A 21,194-nucleotide genomic window follows, 5' to 3' on the forward strand; every position below is an offset into this window, starting at 1 on the left:
ATTGAAAAGGGTTCAAAATTAAAAACACCATAAACCAACCAAAACATACTCAATATGAAACACCTCAAAATCAGTTTTTTATTACTTGCCCTCACCCTAATTGGGGCACAAACTCACGCCCAAATCGAAAAAGCTCCACCTCGAAGTGAAGGGGAAGGCCCTTGGTCCCAATTCATTATTCGTGGAGTAACCGTAATAGATGGCACCTTGTCGCCCCCCATTGGACCGGTGGACATTGTAGTGGAAAACAATAAAATTGCCTCGGTTCAAGTAGTTGGTTTTCCTGGGTTGGATATTGATCCCAATAGAAGACCGAAACTAAAACCAGGAGGAAAAGAACTAAATGCTGAAGGCATGTACCTATTACCCGGTTTTGTTGATACCCATGCCCATATTGGGGGAAATTCCCAAGGAACCCCTGCCGAATATGTCTATAAATTATGGCTGGGGCACGGCATCACCACCATTTGTGATCCAGGTTCAGGAAATGGCATTGATTGGGTATTGGACCAAAAGAAAAAAAGCAACAACAACGAAATTACCGCACCTCGAATCAAGGCCTATAACTGGTTCGGGAATAATTTGAATGGAGAGCGTGGAAGAATGGACATTACCACTCCTGAAGCCGCTCGCGAATGGGTGCGCGCCAATGCCAAAAAGGGTGCCGATGGCATCAAGTTTGGTGGTGGACTTCCTGAGGTTATGACCGCTGCCTTGGATGAAAACAAGAAATTGGGATTGCGATCTAAAACACATCACGCCCAACTTTATGTTGGAAGATGGAATGTACTGAACAGTGCCCGTGCAGGGTTAACATCCATGGAACATTGGTACGGTCTTCCAGAAGCGATGTTCGTTGATAGAACGGTACAGGATTATTCCTTGGATTACAATTACCAAAATGAACAGGACCGTTTTGGTGAAGCAGGTCAACTTTGGGCACAAGCTGCAAAACCTTTTTCCGATAAATGGAATTCGGTGATGGATGAATTGATCTCTTTGGATTTTTCCATATCCCCTACCATGGTAATCTATGAAGCTAACCGAGACCTTCAGCGTGCGAGACGCGCCGAATGGCATGAAGAATACACTTTGCCTTCCCTTTGGGAGTTTTATGCGCCCAGCAAACAATCCCATGGGTCATATTGGCATTATTGGGGCACGGAACAAGAAATTGAATGGAAGGAAAATTATAAACTTTGGATGACATTTTTGAACGAGTACAAAAACAGAGGCGGACGTGTTACGGTAGGTACCGATGCCGGGTTTATTTACCAATTATATGGATTTGCCTATCCACGCGAAATGGAACTTTTGCGCGAAGCTGGCTTCCATCCATTAGAAGTAATCAAGGCAGCTACATTAAACGGTGCAGAGGCCTTAGGTATGGAAGACGAGATTGGCACCATTAAAGTGGGGAAATTTGCCGATTTTGTGATTTTGGAAGAAAATCCATTGGAGAATTTTAAAGCACTTTATGGAACAGGAGCTATTAAATTGCAAGAAGACAACACCATTGAACGTGTTGGTGGAGTAAAATACACCATTAAAGATGGAATTATCTTCGATGCAAAACAACTTTTGGAAGATGTAAAGAACATAGTGAAGGACGCCAAAGCTGAAACGGGATATAAAATCACCCAACCCGGAATGAAGGAGTAACAGCTAAAGATGCTATAAAAAAGGCATCCAAATGGATGCCTTTTCTTTTTCTATCATTTATTACAGGTTCAAAGTATCGGAAGCTTGTTTTGTTGTTTCCAGTTCCTGCCTCAAGCGTTCATTCTCTAAAATATATTGTTCTTTTAAATGCTCCAATTTACGTTCAAATTCATCCGCCGGCACATATTCTGGTTGTAGAAAAGCACCATTAATCATACTGAACACTGTAAACAAAAAACTTATCGCCACAGCGGCTACCAATCCAAACAACATCGTTTTTTCACGTTTTAAATTGGGGGAACTCCGCTTGATTTGTTTTTTATCTTCTTTGGAAAGTTTTCTTGTGCTGGATAACTGATCTAAAAACACATCCCATTTTTCCTCTTCCTTTACATACAAATGCATAAATCCACCTTCATCCAAAAAATCTTCGGTGCTTGGTGTGGAGGCAAGCAAAAATACATCCATTCCATTCCCACTCATCACATCCAAAAGAGAAGCATCATAATCCAAAATATCCTGCACCAATTTCATCACAAACTCCAAGCTGTAATTGGGTCTTAGATATTCGTCGTAAAGAGTCTGTATTTCGAAATAATCGGTTCGACTTAAGGCATAATCCAAAAAGCGATCTTTTAGTTCGGCCTTAAAAAATTCGCTCATTTTTTAGTTTGGAAAGTTTATGGTTGATGTTGGTTTGGTTGATTTTTACACCGCCGTACTTATATATAAAAAAGTAGTAGCTCCAATGCAGTGCCAAAAGGAACCATACGTATTCTTATTTGATAAAATTAAATGATTTCTGCACTAAGGCCAGCTTGCAATAATTTGGTGCATTTGGGTTTTAGAACATCGTATTCCCCGGTTTTCACCGTACATTTCCCATTATAATGCACAATTAAGGAGCACTGTTCCGCTTGCTCGGGGGTATGCTCACATACATTGATCAAGGTTTCGATTACGTGGTCGAAGGTGTTCACGTCATCGTTAAAAAGTACGATTTCATTTTCTTTGATGGTCTCTTCCTCCAGAAGGACATCTTCCATTTCTTTTTCCCTGGTGCCCATAAATTCTGAGATTTACTTCTCTCTAATTTACATATTTTGCTGAAATCCAGCGATTCTTCTCCATTTTTTTCTCAAATTCTAAACCATGGGCGGCACATTTTGAAGAAATCGCATCCAAATCCTCTAAATAGAAGCCACTTAAAAATAATGCGCCTCCTTTATTGAGACATTTTGCGTAGGTAGGTATATCCTCCAATAAAATATTTCGGTTGATATTTGCCAGAATAACATCATAAGTCCTGTCTCCCAGCAAACTAGCATCACCCTGCATTACCTTGATATCAGAACAGTTATTTCGTTCTACATTTTCCTCTGTATTCAAAAAGCACCATTCATCAATATCGATGGCTTCAGTATAGCCTGAGCCCTTCATTTTTGCCAAAATGGCCAACACCCCAGTTCCGCATCCCATATCCAACACCGACTTTCCTTCAAAATCGTTGTCCAAAATATGTTGCAACATCATGTGAGTAGTTTCATGGTGCCCTGTTCCGAAGCTCATTTTGGGTTCGATGACTATATCGTAATCCACTTGCTCTGCTTTATGAAAAGGAGCACGAACCATACATTTATCACCCACTTTTATTGGATGGAAATTCCGTTCCCATTCAGCATTCCAATTCTGTTGTTCAATTTCTTTGGTGGTCCAAGTAATTTTAAAATTTGGGTTTTGAAGCACGAAGAGATGGTTCAGGTTGACCTCTTTCCATTCTGATTTAAGAATGTAGGCCAAAACTCCATTGTCGTTTTCCACAAAACTTTCAAAGCCCAGCTCACCCAACTCCGCAATTAATATATCGCTTGCGGGTTGGGCAGGGTCTACCTTAAAATCGAACTCTAAATAAACCAAGGACATACTTTTTTTCTAGATGGCTTCAATAATGGCCACAAAATCGTCGGCTACCAAAGAAGCGCCTCCAATCAACCCACCATCAACATCAGGTTTGCCAAAAATTTCTTTGGCATTGCCCGGCTTCACACTTCCTCCATATAAAATGGAAACTTCATCGGCCACAGCAGCGCCAAAAGCATCGGAAATGGTTTTTCTGATAAAAGCATGCATTTCTTGAGCTTGCTCGGGTGAAGCGGTTTCACCGGTTCCAATGGCCCACACAGGCTCATAGGCCAACACTATGTTTTTCCAAGCACTGGCATCCAAACTGAACAAAGCATTTTTTAATTGGCTTTCCACCACATCAAAATGCTTATCTGCTTTTCTATCCTCCAATTCTTCGCCAAAACAAAAAATGGTTTTCAAACCTTTTTCGATAGCGGTGTTCACTTTTTTGGCCAATAACTCATCATCTTCACCAAAATAGGCGCGTCTTTCGGAGTGACCCAAAATAACGGTATCGATGTCAAGACTCAATAACATATCTGCTGAAATCTCGCCAGTATAGGCACCACTTTCTGCAAAATGCATGTTCTGTGCCGCCACTTTAATGGTAGAACCACCTAGTGATGCTTGTGCCGCTTGTAAGTTCACAAATGTGGGCGCTACAACAACCGTTGCATTGGTATCGGGTAGTTTGGCGGAAAGCTCTGTCAACAATGCTTCAGTTTCCTTAAGGTTCTTATTCATCTTCCAGTTTCCTGCCACAATCTTTGTTCTCATGTTATTTGTTATTATGTTATATTGTTTGGTGTGGGGTTTTAATTTTTGTTTTCCCCTACTCCTTAATTAAATTTTTGTCCTTTAAACTTGGTATTTCGAAGATAATACATAAAAGCCCCAATTTTATTTGTACAATGTTCGGTCATCACAATTGCCTTTTTATAGTCATCATCGGAGATTAATTTTTTGTCAAATGAACGGTAAAATTGCGATTTCAATTCTGAACATGACCCTTTTGAATAACTCAGAAAATTATGAAACTCTTTGTTGCCGCCTCTTCCAAAACCTTCAGCAATATTGTCCATCACTGAACCAGAGCTCCTCTCCATTTGATTACGCAAGGCATAGTTATTTCCTAACTCTGTTGATTGAAATAGATATTCAACGTGTTGACAGAGGTCCCTTGCAATCTTCCAAACTTCCAAATCCTCAAAATTATCTATCCTGCCCATACCGTGTTAAAACCCATTAACAGAAAACAACAAACCTTAAAACTCAAGTTTATCCAAATCGTTGTAATGTACTTTTTGTTGGATGGTTCCCTTTTTAAGGGTCAATACCGCTGGATTGGAGCGGACAATGGTCTTTAAGGTAGTTTCATCGGTAAAGTAAAAGTCAAAATCCAAACCATAGGTAGATTTTAAATTATCCGTCATTTCTTTACTTGAGGCTGACATACCTATCACTTTGTATCCTTCTTGTTTGGCCTTTTTAGCTACTTCTGCTATTTCTTGGAAGGCTTCATAATTACTTTTATTCAGGTCGTAGGCCACAACCATCATTATTTTATCGGCATTCAATACCTTTCCGGCATAATCAACACCATCTTGTTCAATGGTAAAATCGTGGATGGGCGGTTCATATCCCTTTTGGATTTCTGTGGTTTCCACATCTATAAATTCTCCATCAACACTTGGGTAATCTCCATTGGTAACATAAATTTTTTCTTCACCGTTCTCGTTAAATCGCCATGCGTACTCGTACAAAGGCTCTGGAGCTCCCTCTGGTATGGACATTCCTTCCTCGATATTTGCTCCAATTTTATAGGGCCTAAAATCAACGGTAGGCAAATGGTTTAAAACATGATTGGCAAACCATGCGCAGGATACAAGAGCCACTCCTCCAATAATCCAATTGGTTTTTGGAGCGAAAAGTGGGGTAATGTATTTTCTTCCGAAGAATATAATAAGGATAAATACCAGTAATATCACATCTTTTGTAAAGGATTCCCAAGGCGTTAATTTCACCGCATCGCCAAAACACCCACAATCGGTCACTTTATTAAAATATGCGGAATAGAAGGTAAGGAACGTGAAGAAAACAATCATCAACAACAAACTCCACACCGTGAATTTGGGTTTAAATCCTATTAATAGTAACACGCCGAGAATCACCTCAACAATCACCACAAAAATGGAAATTCCCAAGGCCATGGGTGTAAAAAAAGGCAAATCCAATACTCCAGGACTAAAATATTCTTCCAATTTGAAAGAAAAACCCATAGGATCGTTCAACTTGATCCAACCACTAATAATAAATAGTACCCCGACTATAATCCTAGATATCCAAACGATATATTTCATTGTATAAGTTTCAAACCACTAAATATATAAAAGCTCTACTTGTTTGGCGCCCGTTCCACAAATTGCCCAAATGTTGTTATGCTATTTGAGATACTTCACCATACTTTTTAGTTAGAATTTTCTTCTCCCAGATGAATCAGCGCAAAAACAGCATAATTCACCATATCTTGATAATTGGCGTCTACACCTTCACTCACCAGCGTATTTCCCTGATTGTCCTCGATTTGCTTTACACGAAGCAATTTCTGAAGAATTAAATCGGTTAGGGAACTCACGCGCATATCTCGCCAGGCCTCTCCGTAATCGTGATTTTTATCCTCCATCAATTTTTTAGTGATGGCCACTTCTTCATCATATAAAACAATGGCTTCTTCCGCATTGATATCGGGTTGCTCCACCACTCCTTTTTTGATTTGGATGAGCGCCATAATGGAATAATTGATGATTCCGATAAATTCGGATTGCTCTCCCTCATCCACTTTTCGAACTTCATTTTGTTGAAGGCTTCGAATGCGCTGTGCTTTTATAAAAATCTGGTCGGTTAGGGAGGGTAATCGCAAAATACGCCATGCGGTACCGTAGTCTTTAGCTTTTTTTGAGAACAAATCGCGACAGGTTTTGATCACCGCATCGTATTGTTGGGAAGTCTGCTGCATGTATTGTTGCTAATTTGCGTAAATTTCGTTCAATTGCGTGCGCTTGCATGCACTTTGCCAAAGATAATGAAACCCAACAAAGGAGTTATTTTTTATGACGATAAACTGCAAAGGTGATTTGGTGGACCTCACCATGCCCAAAGTGATGGGCATTTTAAACCTCACCCCCGATTCTTTTTTTGATGGTGGAAAATATAAGGACGAAGCTTCGATTTTAAATCGGGTCGAGGGTATGTTGAACGAAGGCGCCACTTTTATCGACATAGGCGCCTACAGTTCGCGACCTGGGGCCGAGCATGTTTCAGAAGATGAAGAACTGCTACGGATGATTCCCGTCATCGATTTGGTGTTGAAGCACTTTCCCAAGTCCTTAATTTCCATTGACACATTCAGAAGTAAAGTGGCAAAAGAAAGCGTAACCCATGGGGCTGCCATTATCAATGACATTTCCGCTGGAAATTTGGATAAAAATATGTTCAACGCTATTGCTGATTTGCAAGTGCCCTATATTATGATGCACATGAAAGGTACTCCACAATCCATGCAAAAAGAGATTGTTTATGATGACCTCATCCTAGATTTGCGAACCTATTTTTCCGAAAAGATAACTGAGACAACTTCCAAAAAAATCAACGATGTGATCATAGACCCTGGATTTGGATTTGCAAAAACAACGGATCAAAACTACACCCTGCTCAATCACCTAGATCTTTTCAAAACTTTTGGGTTACCCCTGTTGATTGGCTTGAGCAGAAAATCTATGATTTACAAAGTTTTAGGCTCCACACCCAAAGAAGCCTTGAACGGAACTACGGCATTGCATACCATTGCACTGTTAAAAGGGGCAAATATTATTCGGGCACACGATGTACAAGAAGCCGTGGAATGTGTTAAACTTGTAGAAGCGTTGAAAGCCAATGCACTCTAAGCAGAGGTTCTTCTATTTTTGCTAATTTTACAAAAACACTGCTATTGGATTTTCTAAATTTTCTCGATTTTCAGGTTACGGATATCATAGACATACTCCTTGTGGCAGCTTTGCTCTATTATGTTTACAAATTGGTTCGAGGCACCGTCGCCATCAATATTTTTATTGGAATTGTAATCGTTTGGGCGCTTTGGAAACTCACCGAACTGCTTCAAATGAAGATGATCAGTAGCATGGTGGGTGGATTTATGAACATTGGTCTGATTGCATTGATCATAGTTTTCCAACAAGAAATACGAAAGTTTCTGTTGATGATCGGCTCTACCAATTTTGCCAAGAAACGAAACTTTTTGAAGCATTTTAAATTCATGAAACAGGAAACCATAGCCACAAAAACGGATGTGGAATCTATAGTTGGAGCCTGCGAAAAGATGGGAAGCACCAAAACAGGAGCCATTATTGTAATTGAACGCAACAATGCTTTGGACTTTGTGATGTCGACCGGTGATGCCATGAACATTGAAATTACCCAACCTATTCTAGAAAGTATCTTTTTTAAAAATAGCCCATTGCATGATGGTGCCATTGTGATCCAAGATAATTATATCACGGCTACGCGTGTGATCTTACCTGTTTCCAACGATAGAAATATTCCTTTACGATTTGGACTTCGCCACAGGGCTGCGGTTGGAATAACAGAAAAAACCGATGCTGTTTGTTTGGTGGTCAGTGAGGAAACCGGTGCTATTTCTTACATAAAAAATGGCGATTTTATCCCCTTTAAAAACCCAGAAGAATTGACCAAAAAGCTTAAAAAGGATTTGGAGCAATGACCTGCAAAAATTGTGAAGTCAATCTGAGGACCGACTACTATTATTGCCCCAATTGCGGTGGTAAAGTCATCCGAAATAGGATTACCCTCAAAAACCTTTGGGTGGATGTTCTTGACCGGTACTTTAATTTGGATAACACTTTTGTGAACACCTTTGTTCATTTGTTCACCAAGCCCGAAATTGTAATTGAGGGATATCTTAAAGGTCTTCGCCGTAAATATTTAAATCCGATAAGTTATCTCGGAATCGCAATGACCCTTTCTGGTATTATTGTATTTCTGATGACCAAGTCGATTGATTTTATGGCATTCGACATGTATGACAATGAGTCACAAACCGTTTTTCAGAAAAAAATATTGAGTTATACACTGGATTACCAAGCACTGTTATTTATTGTATATATTCCTTTGATGGCTATTGCAGGTTGGCTGTGTTTTGATGTGAAGAAATACAATTTTGCCGAGCGGAACATCATTTTTATGTACTCCTTGGCGCATTTTAGCCTTTTTAGTTTTATCCCATCCGTAGTGGTGTTACTTTTCATACCCCAACACTACATGACCTATTCCCTTTTTGGTTCATTGGCCATGCTCATTTATACAAGCTTTGTTATCGTTAGGATTTCACAAGCACAAGGAATTATGCTTTTCGCAAGGCTGATTCTTTTCTATTTACTCTTAGGGGTGCTGTATTTCGCAATAAGTTTGATAATACCTATTCTCATGTTTTTGACAGGTGAAATAAGCCTTGAGGATTTCGCACCCAAATAAATCAAGCCACTTCTTCAGCCAAAAATTGGGCATTGTACAGATCGGAATAATAACCGCCTTTTTCCAACAGTTCTTTGTGATTGCCAATTTCCACAATCTCTCCGGCATCCATTACAATAATTTTATCTGCTTTTTTAATGGTCGCCAAACGGTGAGCGATAATAATGGATGTTCTACCCTCAGTAATTTTATCGGTAGCTTGTTGAATCAATTGTTCGGAATAGGTGTCCACAGAAGATGTAGCTTCATCCAAAATCAAAATACTGGGATTGCTCACATAAGCGCGCAAGAAAGCGATCAATTGGCGTTGCCCACTCGAGAGCATACTACCTCTTTCCTTGACATTGTATTGGTAACCACCAGGCAAACTTGACACAAACTCGTGCACCCCAATTTGTTTGGCCGCCTCTTCAATTTGATCGGTGGTAATGTTCTTATCCCGAAGTGAAATGTTATGCGCAATGGTATCGGCAAACAAGAACACATCTTGCAAAACAATGGCAATATGCGAACGCAAAGAATGCAGGGTATAATCCTTCAAACATACATTGTCCACCAAAATTTGCCCTGAATTGATTTCGTAAAAGCGATTGAGCAGATTAATAATAGTGGATTTTCCAGCTCCTGTTGCCCCGACAATGGCCACGGTTTCACCTGCGTTTACTTTGAACGAAATGCCATGTAGCACTTCTTCATCAGGGACATACCCAAAATGAACCTCTTTAAACTCAATATCCCCTTTAACATCGGCTTTTTCCACGGTTCCCTCATCGGCAATATGGCTCTGGGTATCCAATATTTTGAAAACACGATTGGCCGCAACCATTCCCATTTGCAGGGTATTGAATTTATCGGCAATCTGGCGCAACGGACGAAACAACAAATCCATCAAGAAAAAGAAGGCTAAAATTGCCCCTTTGTTATCCATCCCAACATTTTGAATGTTTTGGATTACCCCAAAATAAACCACCAATCCAATCCCGATAGAATTGGAAATTTCTGCAACAGGAAAGAATATGGAGTTGTACCAAACTGTTTTCAGCCAAGCATTTTGATGCTTCTCATTGATGACACGGAACTTCTCCTTTTCTATTTCTTCACGGTTGAACAATTGCACGATTTTCATTCCTGCAATCCGTTCCTGAACAAAAGAATTTAGATTGGAAACCTGCGCCCTAACTTCAATAAAGGCCACTTTCATGGCTTGTTGGAACAAACGGGTGGCGATCAAAATCACCGGTAGAATGGCAAAAACAATCAAGGCCAACTTCCAATTGATCACGATCATGATAATGGCCGCCGATAACATTTTTAAGGCATCGGCAACTATCATAAAAAATCCTTGACTGAAAATCTCACCGATTCGTTGCATATCGGCCACGGCCCTGGTCACCAAAACCCCTATCGAAGAGTTGTCGAAATAAGTCATTTTAAAGCTGGTCATTTTAGTGAACAGCTTTATTCTTATATCTTTTATTACCGATTCCCCCAACAAGTTGGCAAAATAATTGAACAGTAACTGGGTACTTACCTGTCCTAAAAGGAAGACCAACATCAACAAAACAGCATTGAGCAATTGCTCACTGTTCTTACTTTCCAAGGATTGGTTAATAATGTCCTTTACCAAAATTGGAATTCCACTAGCAAAAGCTGCCGATAATATGGCCACAATGGCCACTAACCAAAATATGCCCTTATAGGGTTTGGTATATGAAAAAACACGTTTGAAGAGTCTAAAATCAAACGCTTTTCCTGCTTCGTCACTTTTGCCCATCAAAAATTTCTTTTGGATATAAAACCTTGGTCAAATATAAACCTTTTGCGGGTACAGATACGCCAGCCTCTGCCCTGTCTTTACTTTCTATAATTTTATGAATATGCTCGGGGGTTATTTTCCCGGTTCCCACATCCAACAAGGTACCGACCACGGCTCGAACCATGTTTCTTAAAAATCTATCGGCCGTAATGGTAAACACCCATTTATCTTCCTTTATTTCCCATTTTGCATGCCTAACATCGCAGGTGAACGTTTTTACATCGGTATTGGATTTGGAGAAACATTCAAAATCGGAATGTCCCAGCAACAAAGCTCCGGCTTGGTTCATGGCTTTCAAATCCAAGGGTTGCAATACGCAATGGGCCAAATCAAAATAAAAGGGGTTCTTTTCCTTGACCAACCAATATTCATAGGTGCGTTCGGTGGCATCAAACCTAGCATGGGCATTGGGCACCATTTCCAAAATTTTGTGTACCGCCACATCATCTGGCAAAAAAGAATTTAATCTGTACACCAACTCTTCGGTATGGGCAATGGTTTCAAAATCGAAATGCGCAAACATTTGTTTGGCATGTACTCCAGCATCGGTTCGGCCCGCCCCTACTACTTCAATTTTAGTTCGCAGTAAAGTACTCAACGCCTTTTCCAAAATTTCTTGCACGGTAATGGCATTGGGTTGATTTTGCCATCCGTGATATGCTTTGCCGAAATATGAAAATTGGATGAAGTATCTCAATGGAATCCCTTACTTTTAAGTCGATAAAGATAATTCAATCCCCACCAACATATTTCCAACCGGATTTTTTTAGCATATTTTTAGCGTTATGACCAAGATTTTATTGCTCTCCGATACTCACGGACACCTGGACGATACTATTTTGAAATATGCCGCACAGGCAGATGAAATATGGCATGCCGGAGATATTGGAAGCTTATCGGTTACCGACAAATTGGAAGCTTTGAAACCTGTTCGGGGCGTGCATGGCAATATTGACGACCATGTCATCCAAAAGGAGTTTCCAGAAAACAATCGGTTTATGTGCGAAGGCGTGGATGTTTGGATCACGCATATTGGTGGCTACCCCAACAGGTACAATATCCGTATTCGTGAAGAAATAAAAAACAACCCCCCAAAACTGTTTATTTGTGGGCATTCGCATATTTTAAAGGTGATGCACGACAAAAAATTGAACCTACTGCATATGAACCCGGGAGCCTGTGGCAAACATGGATTTCATCAAGTGCGCACTATGCTTAGGTTTGTGATCAATGGAGATAAAATCTCCGATTTGGAAGTTATTGAACTTGGAAAAAGATAGGTATGAAAAACATTTTAATCCTTTTGGTTTTATTATTGGGTGCTTGTAACAGCAAACCCTCTCAAAACGTTGAAGCTCCTAAAAAAAATGAACAAAGTTCGGTTTCTCTATATATTTTGGGAACCGTTCAAGATGGTGGCAGTCCGCATATTGGGTGTCAAAAATCATGCTGCGAAGATCTCTTCGATAATCCAGACCCGTCACGAAAAGTAGTTTCCCTGGGCGTTGTGGACCACCAAAACGTAAAAAGCTATCTCTTTGAAGCTACCCCAGATTTGCCCACACAATTAAAATTGTTGAAAGGCCATAAAAAAGACAATAAAGAAACTCCTGATGGGATTTTTATGACCCATGCCCATATTGGTCACTATGCCGGCCTTATGTTTTTTGGGAGAGAGGCCTTGGGTGGAAAAAATATTCCGGTTTATGCCATGCCCAAAATGAAAGCTTTCTTAGAGACCAATGGACCATGGCAGCAGCTCGTAAACTTGAACAACATTGACCTCATTTCCATTCAAAATGAGGTTGAGATGGCACTTACGGAGAACCTTAAAGTGATGCCATTTACTGTACCCCACCGAGATGAATACTCGGAAACGGTAGGTTACAAGATAATCGGCCCCAATAAATCGGCATTGTTTATTCCTGATATCGATAAATGGTCTAAATGGGAAAAAGATATTGTAAAAGAAATTGAAAAAGTGGATTTTGCTTTTCTGGATGCCACATTTTTTGATGGACCTGAAATCAACTCAAGAAATATTGCGGAAATACCGCATCCCTTTGTGGTGGAAAGTATGGATTTGTTCAACAGTCTTCCCGAAGGTGAAAAATCCAAGGTGTATTTTATCCATTTTAATCACACCAATTCACTTTTAGATGCAAATAGCGTCCAATACAAAGAAGTTATCGAGGCTGGTTTCAACATCGCGGCTTTTGACCAAAAATTTAATCTGTAGAAAGTAAAAACCCCAGCCGAAGCCAGGGTTTTTTCGCACTAATACTACTAAGATGTTAGGTTCAACGTAAGCGATCAACAGATTTTACAAGATCTTCATCCTTTTTGATAGCCCTGTTGGCCAGGACCAGAAAAACGATAGAAAATACAGGAATCAGCATCCCAATACCCTTCTCAGAAACCACAGTTTCTCCGGATAAGCTTAGCGATCGATAAACGAAAAATCCTAGTAAAAAAAGATTTAATATCATATTCAATCTGTTTACCACAAATTGATTTTGTCGCTTTTTGTACATGACAATCGAAACCACTGCCAAAACGGTCACCACATAAAAGGCGAGACTTACAAGAACCTCGTCTTGTGCAAAAACCTCTTTACCATTTACTTCGACCCATAGATTCAGAAAAAAAGGCAGCACTCCCGAAATTAGGCCTACTACGAGTAAAAAAAACGTCTGAATTCGTTGAATCATTGTGCAAATTGATTTCGAATTGCAAAAATAGGCGTCTTTTTGGGAAATGAAACGATATTCTTGAAAAATAATTCGTATTATTGTGTCGTTATTAGCAAGCACCTACCTCGGAACTCTTTCTTCCAGTAGCATCCAAAATAACTTTACTTCATATTTAGAATCACACAAGTTTAACTTATTTCTTTACTTAATGTTTGAGATTTCAGATCTAAAAGCTAAAAAGCTTCCTGAGTTGCAAGAAATTGCAAAAGACCTTAACGTTCCCAAATTCAAGACCTTAAAAAAATTGGACTTGGTTTATCAAATCTTGGACGTTCAGGCTTCCAACCCTAAAGCGGTTGCAGAAACCGTTGCCGCCTCTACCACCCCAGAGGAAAAATCTGCACCTAAGCCAAAACGTACTAGAACTCCACGCAACAAAGCCAACGATACTACTACGGAGAAAAAAGAGGATTCCAAACCAAAAGCTGCTCCTAAAAAAGAAACCCATCAAAAAAATGATGATTCAAATACCCAGCAGCCTCAGAAAAAGGAAAACAGACAGAACAACAACCAAAAGAATCAAAATAACAACCGCAGGAACAACCAACACCCAAAAAGCCAGCACGATAAGAAGAGCAGCAATTTTGACAAGGACCTAAAAAACAGGTACAAAGAACCTGAATTTGAGTTCGATAGCATTATTGAAAGTGAGGGTGTTCTGGATATTATGCAAGATGGTTACGGATTTTTAAGATCTTCCGATTACAACTATCTTTCTTCTCCTGACGATATTTATGTTTCCCAATCACAGATCAGATTGTTTGGTCTAAAATCCGGTGATACGGTTTTAGGAAACATTAGACCCCCAAAAGAAGGTGAAAAATATTTCCCTTTGATCAAGGTGAACAAAATCAACGGATTGGACCCACAAGTGGTTCGCGATCGTGTGGCCTTTGAGCATTTGACTCCTTTATTTCCCAAGGAAAAATTCAAATTGGCCGAAAAACAAAGTACAATTTCCACAAGAATAATGGATTTGTTCTCTCCTATCGGTAAAGGACAAAGAGGGATGATCGTTTCCCAGCCCAAAACGGGTAAAACCATGTTGTTGAAGGATATTGCCAATGCCATTGCGGCCAACCATCCAGAGGTTTATCAAATTATCTTGTTGATCGATGAACGTCCTGAAGAGGTAACCGATATGCAGCGTAATGTGCGTGGTGAGGTTGTGGCCTCTACTTTCGACAAGGAAGCTACCGAGCACGTAAGAGTGGCCAATATTGTTTTGGACAAAGCCAAAAGATTGGTAGAATGTGGTCACGACGTGGTAATTCTATTGGATTCCATTACCCGATTGGCCCGTGCCTATAACACTGTACAACCAGCCTCTGGTAAGGTATTGAGTGGTGGTGTTGATGCCAATGCTTTGCACAAGCCAAAACGTTTCTTTGGTGCGGCCCGTAATATTGAAAATGGCGGATCCCTTTCCATCATCGCTACGGCATTGACAGAAACTGGCTCCAAAATGGATGAGGTGATTTTTGAAGAATTTAAAGGTACAGGTAACATGGAACTTCAGTTGGATCGTAGAATTTCCAACCGTAGAATTTTCCCAGCCATCGACCTTATTTCCTCTTCTACCCGTAGAGACGATCTATTGTTGGATGAAAACACCATTCAACGTATGTGGATCATGCGCAAGTATTTGGCCGATATGAACCCCGTGGAAGCCATGGAGTTTATGGAGCAGCGCATTAAACAGACCAAAAATAATGAGGAGTTTTTGCTCACCATGAACAATTAGACTATCCCTTTAGCATACAATAACTTAGAAACCCTCCACTATTTATTGGAGGGTTTTTTAGTACTTGTTTTTAAAGAAATGCCTTATCTTTAAATCGGTTTCCCCAAAACTGAACTTTAAACACGAATACCATGAAAAACATTCACAAAGGAACCCTTGCTGTTCTTGGATCTATGCTTTTATTGTTGTGCAGCTGCCAACAAGGAGCCAAAAAAGAAGAATCCACCGACCCTACAACTTCTGAACCCGTTCAAGCAGAACCTGTTGCACCGCCAAAAGGCATTATTTCGTTGGAAGAATCCAAATCGCTTTATGACAATTACACCAAAAATAGAGTGGACATGATCGAGCGTATGGAATTGGAGCAATATCCGGATGAAAAGTTTGAGGCCACTCGATTTACTTCTTTTAACTATTCCGACATCAAACAATACATCGCCTATATCGAACAGGAAGCCGCTGAAGCAAATGTTGACATTTCTTCCTTGCGCTTATATTTTGCCAATTATCCCAACACTACTAATTTTCCAAATGGACAAAAAGTGGTGCACCCAAGGCAAAACTCCATTTTTATAGTACCAACTATTAAGGTAGATGGTGAAGATTACGGATTTTATATTGGTGCAGACGGCAATGCCAAATTGATCAAGGATGCCGTCGGCAACAGTGAAACAGGTTCCACAGCAAATAAAGACAAGTCATATGCCAGTATGGTTCCCGTATTTTTACAAGATGAAAAAAGCCTAAACTTAAACCACGGTAGTTCAGGTCCTCCACCATATGGTGATTTTTAAAAATGCTTCAAGATTTTTATAAATATTTGGTTGAGGTTTTTTATGTCCCCCTTTATCTAATTACTTGGATTGTAGCCCTGTACAGATATCGAAGGTATTTTGACACACCTTTGAAGTATCTACCTATGATAATTATCTATACTTTTTTCACAGAGTTACTGGGCACATTTATTAAATATAGTAATGACTTCCAATTTTTTTCTGACATACGCTATTCTTGGCACAATGTCATTATTTACAATCTTTACCAATTGGTTTTTTTTCTTTTTTTCTTCGAAGTCTATCGAAAGGTTCTCAAAAATAAAAAACATCAAAAATGGGCTCGTTACGGAAGTTACCTTTGTTCTATTGCTTACATCGTAAATGCAATCATCTTTAACCCTTTGCACAATGGAATGAGCAATGCCCATATTATTGGCTCAATAATCCTGGTTTTCTTGATTGTGCTTTATTTTAAAGAAAAAAAGGTCGAAGGAAGATATCCAGCTTTAAAAGACAACCTTATGGTTTGGGTAAGTATTGCGCTATTACTGTTCTATTTACCCTTCCCCTTAATTTCCTTGTCGTACAAAATAAAAGATTTGGATATTGGAATACGTGCCATTTTACGCCCGCTACTATTAACTTCAATAGTTTTAATGTATGGCACCATTATATTTGGGCTTATCATTGGAAAACGAAGGGCATTTCGATAATTCCAATTTCAAAAAGTATAGCCTCCACATACGGAGGCTTTTTTATTTACCTTTGCAATCCTTAAATTATGTAGAATTTAAGTGGTTATAAACCATCTATGGAAGGATTTTACACATTTATAACCCAGCAATATATTCTCCCATTTTATCTTATTGTATGGATTGTGGCCATGGCCCGTTACAGGACCTACTATGACACTCCTCTCAAATACTACCCCATGTATTTGATGTACACCTTGCTCACCGAGGTATTGGGCTATTTGATCAAGTATTTTGATGAATTTCAAGTAGTAAACGTAGAAAAGTATAGCTGGTACAATGTATTGATTTACAATATTTATTCTGTGATTTCTTTTACGTTTTACTATTATATCTACTGGCTAGTGGTTAAGAAACAAAAACACAAAAGATGGATTATCATAGGAGCTTTAGTCACTTTGGCCAGCTATGCCATCAGCTTATTTTTCCAAGACCCTTTTTACAGCAACCTGTATTATGCGGACATCATTGCATCCATAATCTTATTGTTCAACATTTGGCTGTACATTAAGGAAAAGAAGCAAGAAGAGAGCCCTTACCCCATGAAATATAACCTAATGTTCTGGACAACCCTTGGACTGGGTGTTTTTCATATCATTTATCCATTCTTATTCTGGGTAGGTTACGAGATTCCTCAGATATGGATTGATTATAATTTTCGAACCATTCTTCGGATTTCCATTTTGTTCATGTATGGCACATTCCTAATTGGAGTTATAGTTCACCGAAGAAAAGCCTTCAGATAAATTAGGGCAAAAAAAAACGCCCCCGAATGGGAGCGTTTTTTCAAATATCTTCTAATCAAGTATTACATTGCTGCAACCTTGGTCATCAACTTACTTTTAAGGTTTGATGCCTTATTGGTATGGATAATGTTCTTCTTCGCCAATTTATCGATCATACCAACTACAGTAGGCAACAAAGCTTCAGCAGCTTTTTTGTCTTCCTCGTTACGCAATTTTTTGATAGCATTACGCACAGTTTTGTGCTGATATCTGTTACGCAAACGTACCGCTTCGTTTCTTCTGATTCTCTTTAATGCTGACTTATGGTTTGCCATTGCTTAAATTTAATTCTTTCTAAATACTTTTTTTGTAGCCCGTAGGGGAATCGAACCCCTGTTACCAGGATGAAAACCTGGCGTCCTAACCCCTAGACGAACGGGCCAATTTGTCAATCTAGAACTTTAAAGCCACAAAGTTAAAAATAAGCAACTTTATCGCTTAAAATTTCTTTCGTAGCCCGTAGGGGAATCGAACCCCTGTTACCAGGATGAAAACCTGGCGTCCTAACCCCTAGACGAACGGGCCATATGGTTGCACAATTGCGGATGCAAAAATACAACTATTTTTAAGTCTTGCAACAGTAAATAATATTTTTTCAACCTAATTAATAGGCCTTAGCAAACAATACTCGTTGCGAAGATGGTTTTCCGGTCACTATACAGCTGCCATCTTCCTGTTTTGCATTCAATGGAATACAGCGAATAGTGGCTTTTGTCTCCTCTTTTATTTTATCCTCGGTCTCGATGGTACCATCCCAATGCGCCGATACAAAGCCACCTTTTTCTTCCAACACTTTTTTAAATTCTTCATAGGAATCCACTTCAGTGATGTGAGCATCTCTATAATCCAAGGCCTTTTTAAAAATGTTCTCCTGCATTTCTTTCAACAAAGCCTCAATCTTTTCCACGATGCCATTGGCAGCAACCGTCTCTTTCTCCAAGGTATCCCTTCGAGCGACTTCAAAAGTTCCATTGGCCAAATCGCGCTGACCCACCGCCAAGCGCACAGGAACGCCTTTCAATTCATACTCGTTGAATTTGAATCCTGGCTTATGCGTATCCCTATCATCAAATTTAACCGTAATTCCTTTGGCGCGGAGTTCCTTTACTAATGGGTTTACTTTTTCAGAAATGGCATCCAGTTGCTCCATTCCTTTATATATAGGTACAATGACCACTTGAATTGGCGCCAAATTTGGAGGCAACACCAATCCATTATCATCACTGTGGGTCATAACCAAAGCCCCCATCAAACGGGTGGAAACCCCCCAAGAGGTTGCCCAAACATATTCTTGCACTCCTTCTTTGCTGGCAAACTTCACATCAAAAGCTTTGGCGAAATTCTGTCCCAAAAAGTGGGAAGTACCAGCCTGAAGCGCTTTTCCGTCTTGCATTAAGGCTTCTATACAATACGTTTCTTCTGCACCGGCAAATCGTTCGCTTTCGGTTTTGGTTCCTTTAATTACGGGAACCCCCATATAAGTCTCCACAAATTCGGCATACACATTCATCATAAGCTCAGCTTCTTCCAAAGCCTCTTCCCTTGTCGCATGTGCCGTATGTCCTTCTTGCCATAAAAATTCAGCAGTCCTAAGAAAAAGTCGGGTACGCATTTCCCAACGCACCACATTGGCCCACTGGTTGATTTTTAAGGGTAAATCTCGGTAGGATTGAATCCACTTTCGGTAAGTGTCCCAGATAATGGTTTCAGAAGTTGGTCGCACAATAAGCTCCTCCTCCAGTTTTGCATCCTCGTCCACAACAATACCGCTGCCATCCTCTGCATTTTTTAACCTATAGTGCGTTACAACAGCGCACTCTTTGGCAAACCCTTCTACGTGACTTGCTTCTTTACTTAGATAAGATTTGGGAATAAATAAGGGGAAATATGCATTTTCATGACCTGTTTCCTTGAACATCTTATCCAATTGGGCCTGCATTTTTTCCCATATGGCATAGCCATAAGGTTTTATTACCATACAACCCCTAACTCCCGAATTCTCAGCTAAGTCCGACTTTACAACAAGTTCATTATACCATTTGGAATAATCTTCTGCTCGGCTTGTTAAATTTTTACCCATCTATTGAACTTTGGCACAAAACTTGTGATTTCTTTAATAAAATAATTTGGTAAAACTAGTTATTTTTAAAATGTTCAACAATAAAAATTGCACCATGTTAACGTCTTTACCCCTCAATAAATTTCAGACTTTTTCCTTGTTTTCTGTTATCGCGCTATTGATGGCTTCATGTGGTTCTTACCAACAAGCCTCTTATTACGATGATGGTATTTACTCTAGCAGAGATCGTGTTGTTTATGTAGAAAAACAAAATCCGGAAGCTGTTCGAAATGCCGAAATGGAAAACAATATTTACGGAGATTATTTTGGTGAAAAAGCAGACGAATACGGTGAAATTTTGGACAACGAAATCTTTACCGATATCGATAGTTACTCTAGCCAAATGGCAAACGACACCATTCCTTATGGTGAGCAGACCGATTATTTCGCTTACAATAACAATTATAACGGAAACCCAGGATGGGGAGACAATCCAACAAGCATCTCCATAAATGTGTACGACAACAGTTGGGGCTATGGCTGGAACAACTTTGGTTGGGGCGGTTACTGGGGCTGGAACAACTGGGCCTGGGGATACCCCTACAATAGTTGGGGATGGGGTTGGTACAACCCTTGGAGATATAACCGTTGGGGCTGGGGCTGGAACTACGGCTGGGGCTGGAATGCTGGCTGGGGCTGGGCCGGAACCTGGGGCTGGGGTTACCCTTACAACAACTGGGGTTGGGGCGGATATTATGGTAGAGATTACGCCTACATGTCCGGTAGAAGAGGTTACTCCTATATTCCCGGAACAACTTTGCGTTCAAGAAACACATACAACAGAGATTTTAGGAGAAACAGTGGTCGTTCCAATGCTGCTGTTACCAATAGAAGCAATAATTTAGCGAGAAGAAGCAACAGTGCCTATACCAATCGTTCCAACACACAACGATATTCAAGAAGTGCTGCTGCCACTCGAAATCAAAACTACAGAACCAGCAGAAGCACACGTTCTACAGCTGGCTATTACAATAGAAGAAGTCAGAACAGACCCTCTTACGGAAACTATTCATCCAATAGAAGCTCACGTAGCTATAGTGGAAGCAGTAGACCGAGCACCAGAAGCTCATATCCAAGTTACAGAAGCTCTACGCGTAGTTCTAGATCCTATTCAACCCCTTCAAGGAGCAGTGGCTATAGTAGACCTTCGTCATCCACTAGAAGTTCAGGCAGTTACCGAAGCAGCGGGTCATCTTCCAGAAGTTCCGGTTCCGTTAGAAGTTCAGGGGGAGGTTCCAGAAGTTCGGGCGGCGCTTCTAGATCTTCAGGTGGTTCAAGAGGCGGAAGAGGTGGCGGTAGACCATAACATTCTAAAAACTATTCCATTAATCTAAA

General features: G+C 40.0%; 23 protein-coding genes and 2 tRNA genes. 11 read left to right on the top strand and 14 right to left on the bottom strand.

The genetic code is table 11. The features are described 5' to 3' along the window. Window positions 1–54 precede the first annotated feature (54 nt). Window positions 55–1,662: an amidohydrolase family protein gene (locus ABT310_RS02220; protein WP_375325138.1), complete on the top strand. Its 1,608-nt coding sequence runs from the start codon at window positions 55–57 to the stop codon at window positions 1,660–1,662. A 60-nt stretch (window positions 1,663–1,722) separates the two neighbouring features. Here ABT310_RS02220 and ABT310_RS02225 read toward each other — a convergent pair whose 3' ends face one another. The 7 genes from ABT310_RS02225 to ABT310_RS02255 form a co-directional block, all read right to left on the bottom strand. Next, window positions 1,723–2,325 carry a hypothetical protein gene (locus tag ABT310_RS02225; RefSeq protein ID WP_375325139.1) on the bottom strand — a complete coding sequence of 201 codons (603 nt, stop codon included), beginning with the start codon at window positions 2,323–2,325 and terminating at the stop codon, window positions 1,723–1,725. 128 nt (window positions 2,326–2,453) lie between these two features. Beyond that, on the bottom strand, window positions 2,454–2,729 hold the full coding sequence (locus tag ABT310_RS02230; protein WP_375325140.1) for an ATP-dependent Clp protease adaptor ClpS: 276 nt from the start codon (window positions 2,727–2,729) through the stop codon (window positions 2,454–2,456). Window positions 2,730–2,751: 22 nt separating this feature from the next. Further along, window positions 2,752–3,585, bottom strand: coding sequence for a 50S ribosomal protein L11 methyltransferase (prmA, locus tag ABT310_RS02235; RefSeq protein WP_375325141.1), 834 nt, complete (start codon window positions 3,583–3,585; stop codon window positions 2,752–2,754). Window positions 3,586–3,594: 9 nt separating this feature from the next. Continuing rightward, window positions 3,595–4,344 (bottom strand): triose-phosphate isomerase, encoded by a 750-nt coding sequence (tpiA, locus tag ABT310_RS02240; RefSeq protein WP_375325142.1) that lies wholly within the window; start codon window positions 4,342–4,344, stop codon window positions 3,595–3,597. Between the two features lie 62 nt (window positions 4,345–4,406). Next, window positions 4,407–4,796, bottom strand: coding sequence for a four helix bundle protein (locus ABT310_RS02245; protein ID WP_375325143.1), 390 nt, complete (start codon window positions 4,794–4,796; stop codon window positions 4,407–4,409). Window positions 4,797–4,832: 36 nt separating this feature from the next. Beyond that, complete coding sequence (locus tag ABT310_RS02250) at window positions 4,833–5,927, bottom strand: BT_3928 family protein (protein WP_375325144.1); 1,095 nt, start codon at window positions 5,925–5,927, stop codon at window positions 4,833–4,835. Window positions 5,928–6,034: 107 nt separating this feature from the next. Then, window positions 6,035–6,583, bottom strand: coding sequence for a DUF1599 domain-containing protein (locus ABT310_RS02255; RefSeq protein WP_375325145.1), 549 nt, complete (start codon window positions 6,581–6,583; stop codon window positions 6,035–6,037). Between the two features lie 94 nt (window positions 6,584–6,677). Here ABT310_RS02255 and folP point away from each other — a divergent pair, with 94 nt between their 5' ends. From folP to ABT310_RS02270, 3 genes are read left to right on the top strand one after another with little or no spacing between them, the layout of a single operon-like run. Continuing rightward, window positions 6,678–7,511 carry a dihydropteroate synthase gene (gene folP, locus ABT310_RS02260; RefSeq protein ID WP_375325146.1) on the top strand — a complete coding sequence of 278 codons (834 nt, stop codon included), beginning with the start codon at window positions 6,678–6,680 and terminating at the stop codon, window positions 7,509–7,511. 44 nt (window positions 7,512–7,555) lie between these two features. Further along, window positions 7,556–8,344, top strand: a complete 789-nt coding sequence (gene cdaA, locus ABT310_RS02265) for a diadenylate cyclase CdaA (protein WP_375325147.1) — start codon at window positions 7,556–7,558, stop codon at window positions 8,342–8,344. Further along, a complete protein-coding gene (locus ABT310_RS02270) occupies window positions 8,341–9,114 on the top strand; it encodes a DUF3667 domain-containing protein (protein ID WP_375325148.1) in 774 nt (257 codons plus the stop codon). Before cdaA ends, ABT310_RS02270 begins: the two co-directional genes overlap by 4 nt. A gap of 1 nt (window position 9,115) precedes the next feature. Here the strand turns inward: ABT310_RS02270 and ABT310_RS02275 are convergent, their stop codons facing one another. Both ABT310_RS02275 and truA read right to left on the bottom strand, forming a co-directional pair. Next, window positions 9,116–10,888: an ABC transporter ATP-binding protein gene (locus ABT310_RS02275; protein ID WP_375325149.1), complete on the bottom strand. Its 1,773-nt coding sequence runs from the start codon at window positions 10,886–10,888 to the stop codon at window positions 9,116–9,118. Beyond that, entirely contained in the window at window positions 10,875–11,627 is a 753-nt protein-coding gene (truA, locus tag ABT310_RS02280) for a tRNA pseudouridine(38-40) synthase TruA (RefSeq protein ID WP_375325150.1), read from the bottom strand. Before truA ends, ABT310_RS02275 begins: the two co-directional genes overlap by 14 nt. Before the next feature lie 88 nt (window positions 11,628–11,715). Between truA and ABT310_RS02285 the strand changes: the two genes are divergently transcribed. Then, window positions 11,716–12,210 (top strand): metallophosphoesterase family protein, encoded by a 495-nt coding sequence (locus ABT310_RS02285; RefSeq protein ID WP_375325151.1) that lies wholly within the window; start codon window positions 11,716–11,718, stop codon window positions 12,208–12,210. A 2-nt stretch (window positions 12,211–12,212) separates the two neighbouring features. Continuing rightward, window positions 12,213–13,169, top strand: a complete 957-nt coding sequence (locus tag ABT310_RS02290) for an MBL fold metallo-hydrolase (protein WP_375325152.1) — start codon at window positions 12,213–12,215, stop codon at window positions 13,167–13,169. A 61-nt stretch (window positions 13,170–13,230) separates the two neighbouring features. On the opposite strand, the gene ABT310_RS02295 is transcribed toward ABT310_RS02290, so the two are convergent. Beyond that, entirely contained in the window at window positions 13,231–13,641 is a 411-nt protein-coding gene (locus ABT310_RS02295; protein ID WP_375325153.1) for a DUF4293 domain-containing protein, read from the bottom strand. 190 nt (window positions 13,642–13,831) lie between these two features. Between ABT310_RS02295 and rho the strand changes: the two genes are divergently transcribed. The 4 genes from rho to ABT310_RS02315 all read left to right on the top strand — a co-directional run bounded on the left by rho (window position 13,832) and on the right by ABT310_RS02315 (window position 17,701). Continuing rightward, window positions 13,832–15,427 carry a transcription termination factor Rho gene (rho, locus tag ABT310_RS02300; RefSeq protein ID WP_375325154.1) on the top strand — a complete coding sequence of 532 codons (1,596 nt, stop codon included), beginning with the start codon at window positions 13,832–13,834 and terminating at the stop codon, window positions 15,425–15,427. A gap of 131 nt (window positions 15,428–15,558) precedes the next feature. Then, window positions 15,559–16,221, top strand: coding sequence for a hypothetical protein (locus ABT310_RS02305; protein ID WP_375325155.1), 663 nt, complete (start codon window positions 15,559–15,561; stop codon window positions 16,219–16,221). 2 nt (window positions 16,222–16,223) lie between these two features. Further along, complete coding sequence (locus tag ABT310_RS02310) at window positions 16,224–16,916, top strand: hypothetical protein (protein WP_375325156.1); 693 nt, start codon at window positions 16,224–16,226, stop codon at window positions 16,914–16,916. Between the two features lie 98 nt (window positions 16,917–17,014). Then, complete coding sequence (locus ABT310_RS02315; RefSeq protein ID WP_375325157.1) at window positions 17,015–17,701, top strand: hypothetical protein; 687 nt, start codon at window positions 17,015–17,017, stop codon at window positions 17,699–17,701. Window positions 17,702–17,763: 62 nt separating this feature from the next. Here ABT310_RS02315 and rpsT read toward each other — a convergent pair whose 3' ends face one another. From rpsT to proS, 4 genes are all read right to left on the bottom strand, one after another. Further along, the gene (gene rpsT, locus ABT310_RS02320) at window positions 17,764–18,015 is read right to left on the bottom strand and encodes a 30S ribosomal protein S20 (RefSeq protein WP_375325158.1); all 252 of its coding nucleotides are present in this window, start codon (window positions 18,013–18,015) and stop codon (window positions 17,764–17,766) included. A gap of 35 nt (window positions 18,016–18,050) precedes the next feature. Next, window positions 18,051–18,122, bottom strand: a tRNA-Glu gene (locus tag ABT310_RS02325). Between the two features lie 71 nt (window positions 18,123–18,193). Beyond that, window positions 18,194–18,265: transfer RNA gene (locus ABT310_RS02330), tRNA-Glu, on the bottom strand. A 79-nt stretch (window positions 18,266–18,344) separates the two neighbouring features. After that, window positions 18,345–19,820 carry a proline--tRNA ligase gene (gene proS, locus ABT310_RS02335; RefSeq protein ID WP_375325159.1) on the bottom strand — a complete coding sequence of 492 codons (1,476 nt, stop codon included), beginning with the start codon at window positions 19,818–19,820 and terminating at the stop codon, window positions 18,345–18,347. Window positions 19,821–19,914: 94 nt separating this feature from the next. Here proS and ABT310_RS02340 point away from each other — a divergent pair, with 94 nt between their 5' ends. Further along, window positions 19,915–21,165: a hypothetical protein gene (locus ABT310_RS02340; RefSeq protein ID WP_375325160.1), complete on the top strand. Its 1,251-nt coding sequence runs from the start codon at window positions 19,915–19,917 to the stop codon at window positions 21,163–21,165. Window positions 21,166–21,194: the final 29 nt, after the last annotated feature.

The organism is Flagellimonas cixiensis, from assembly GCF_042134615.1.
Classification (GTDB): Bacteria; Bacteroidota; Bacteroidia; order Flavobacteriales; family Flavobacteriaceae; genus Flagellimonas; species Flagellimonas cixiensis.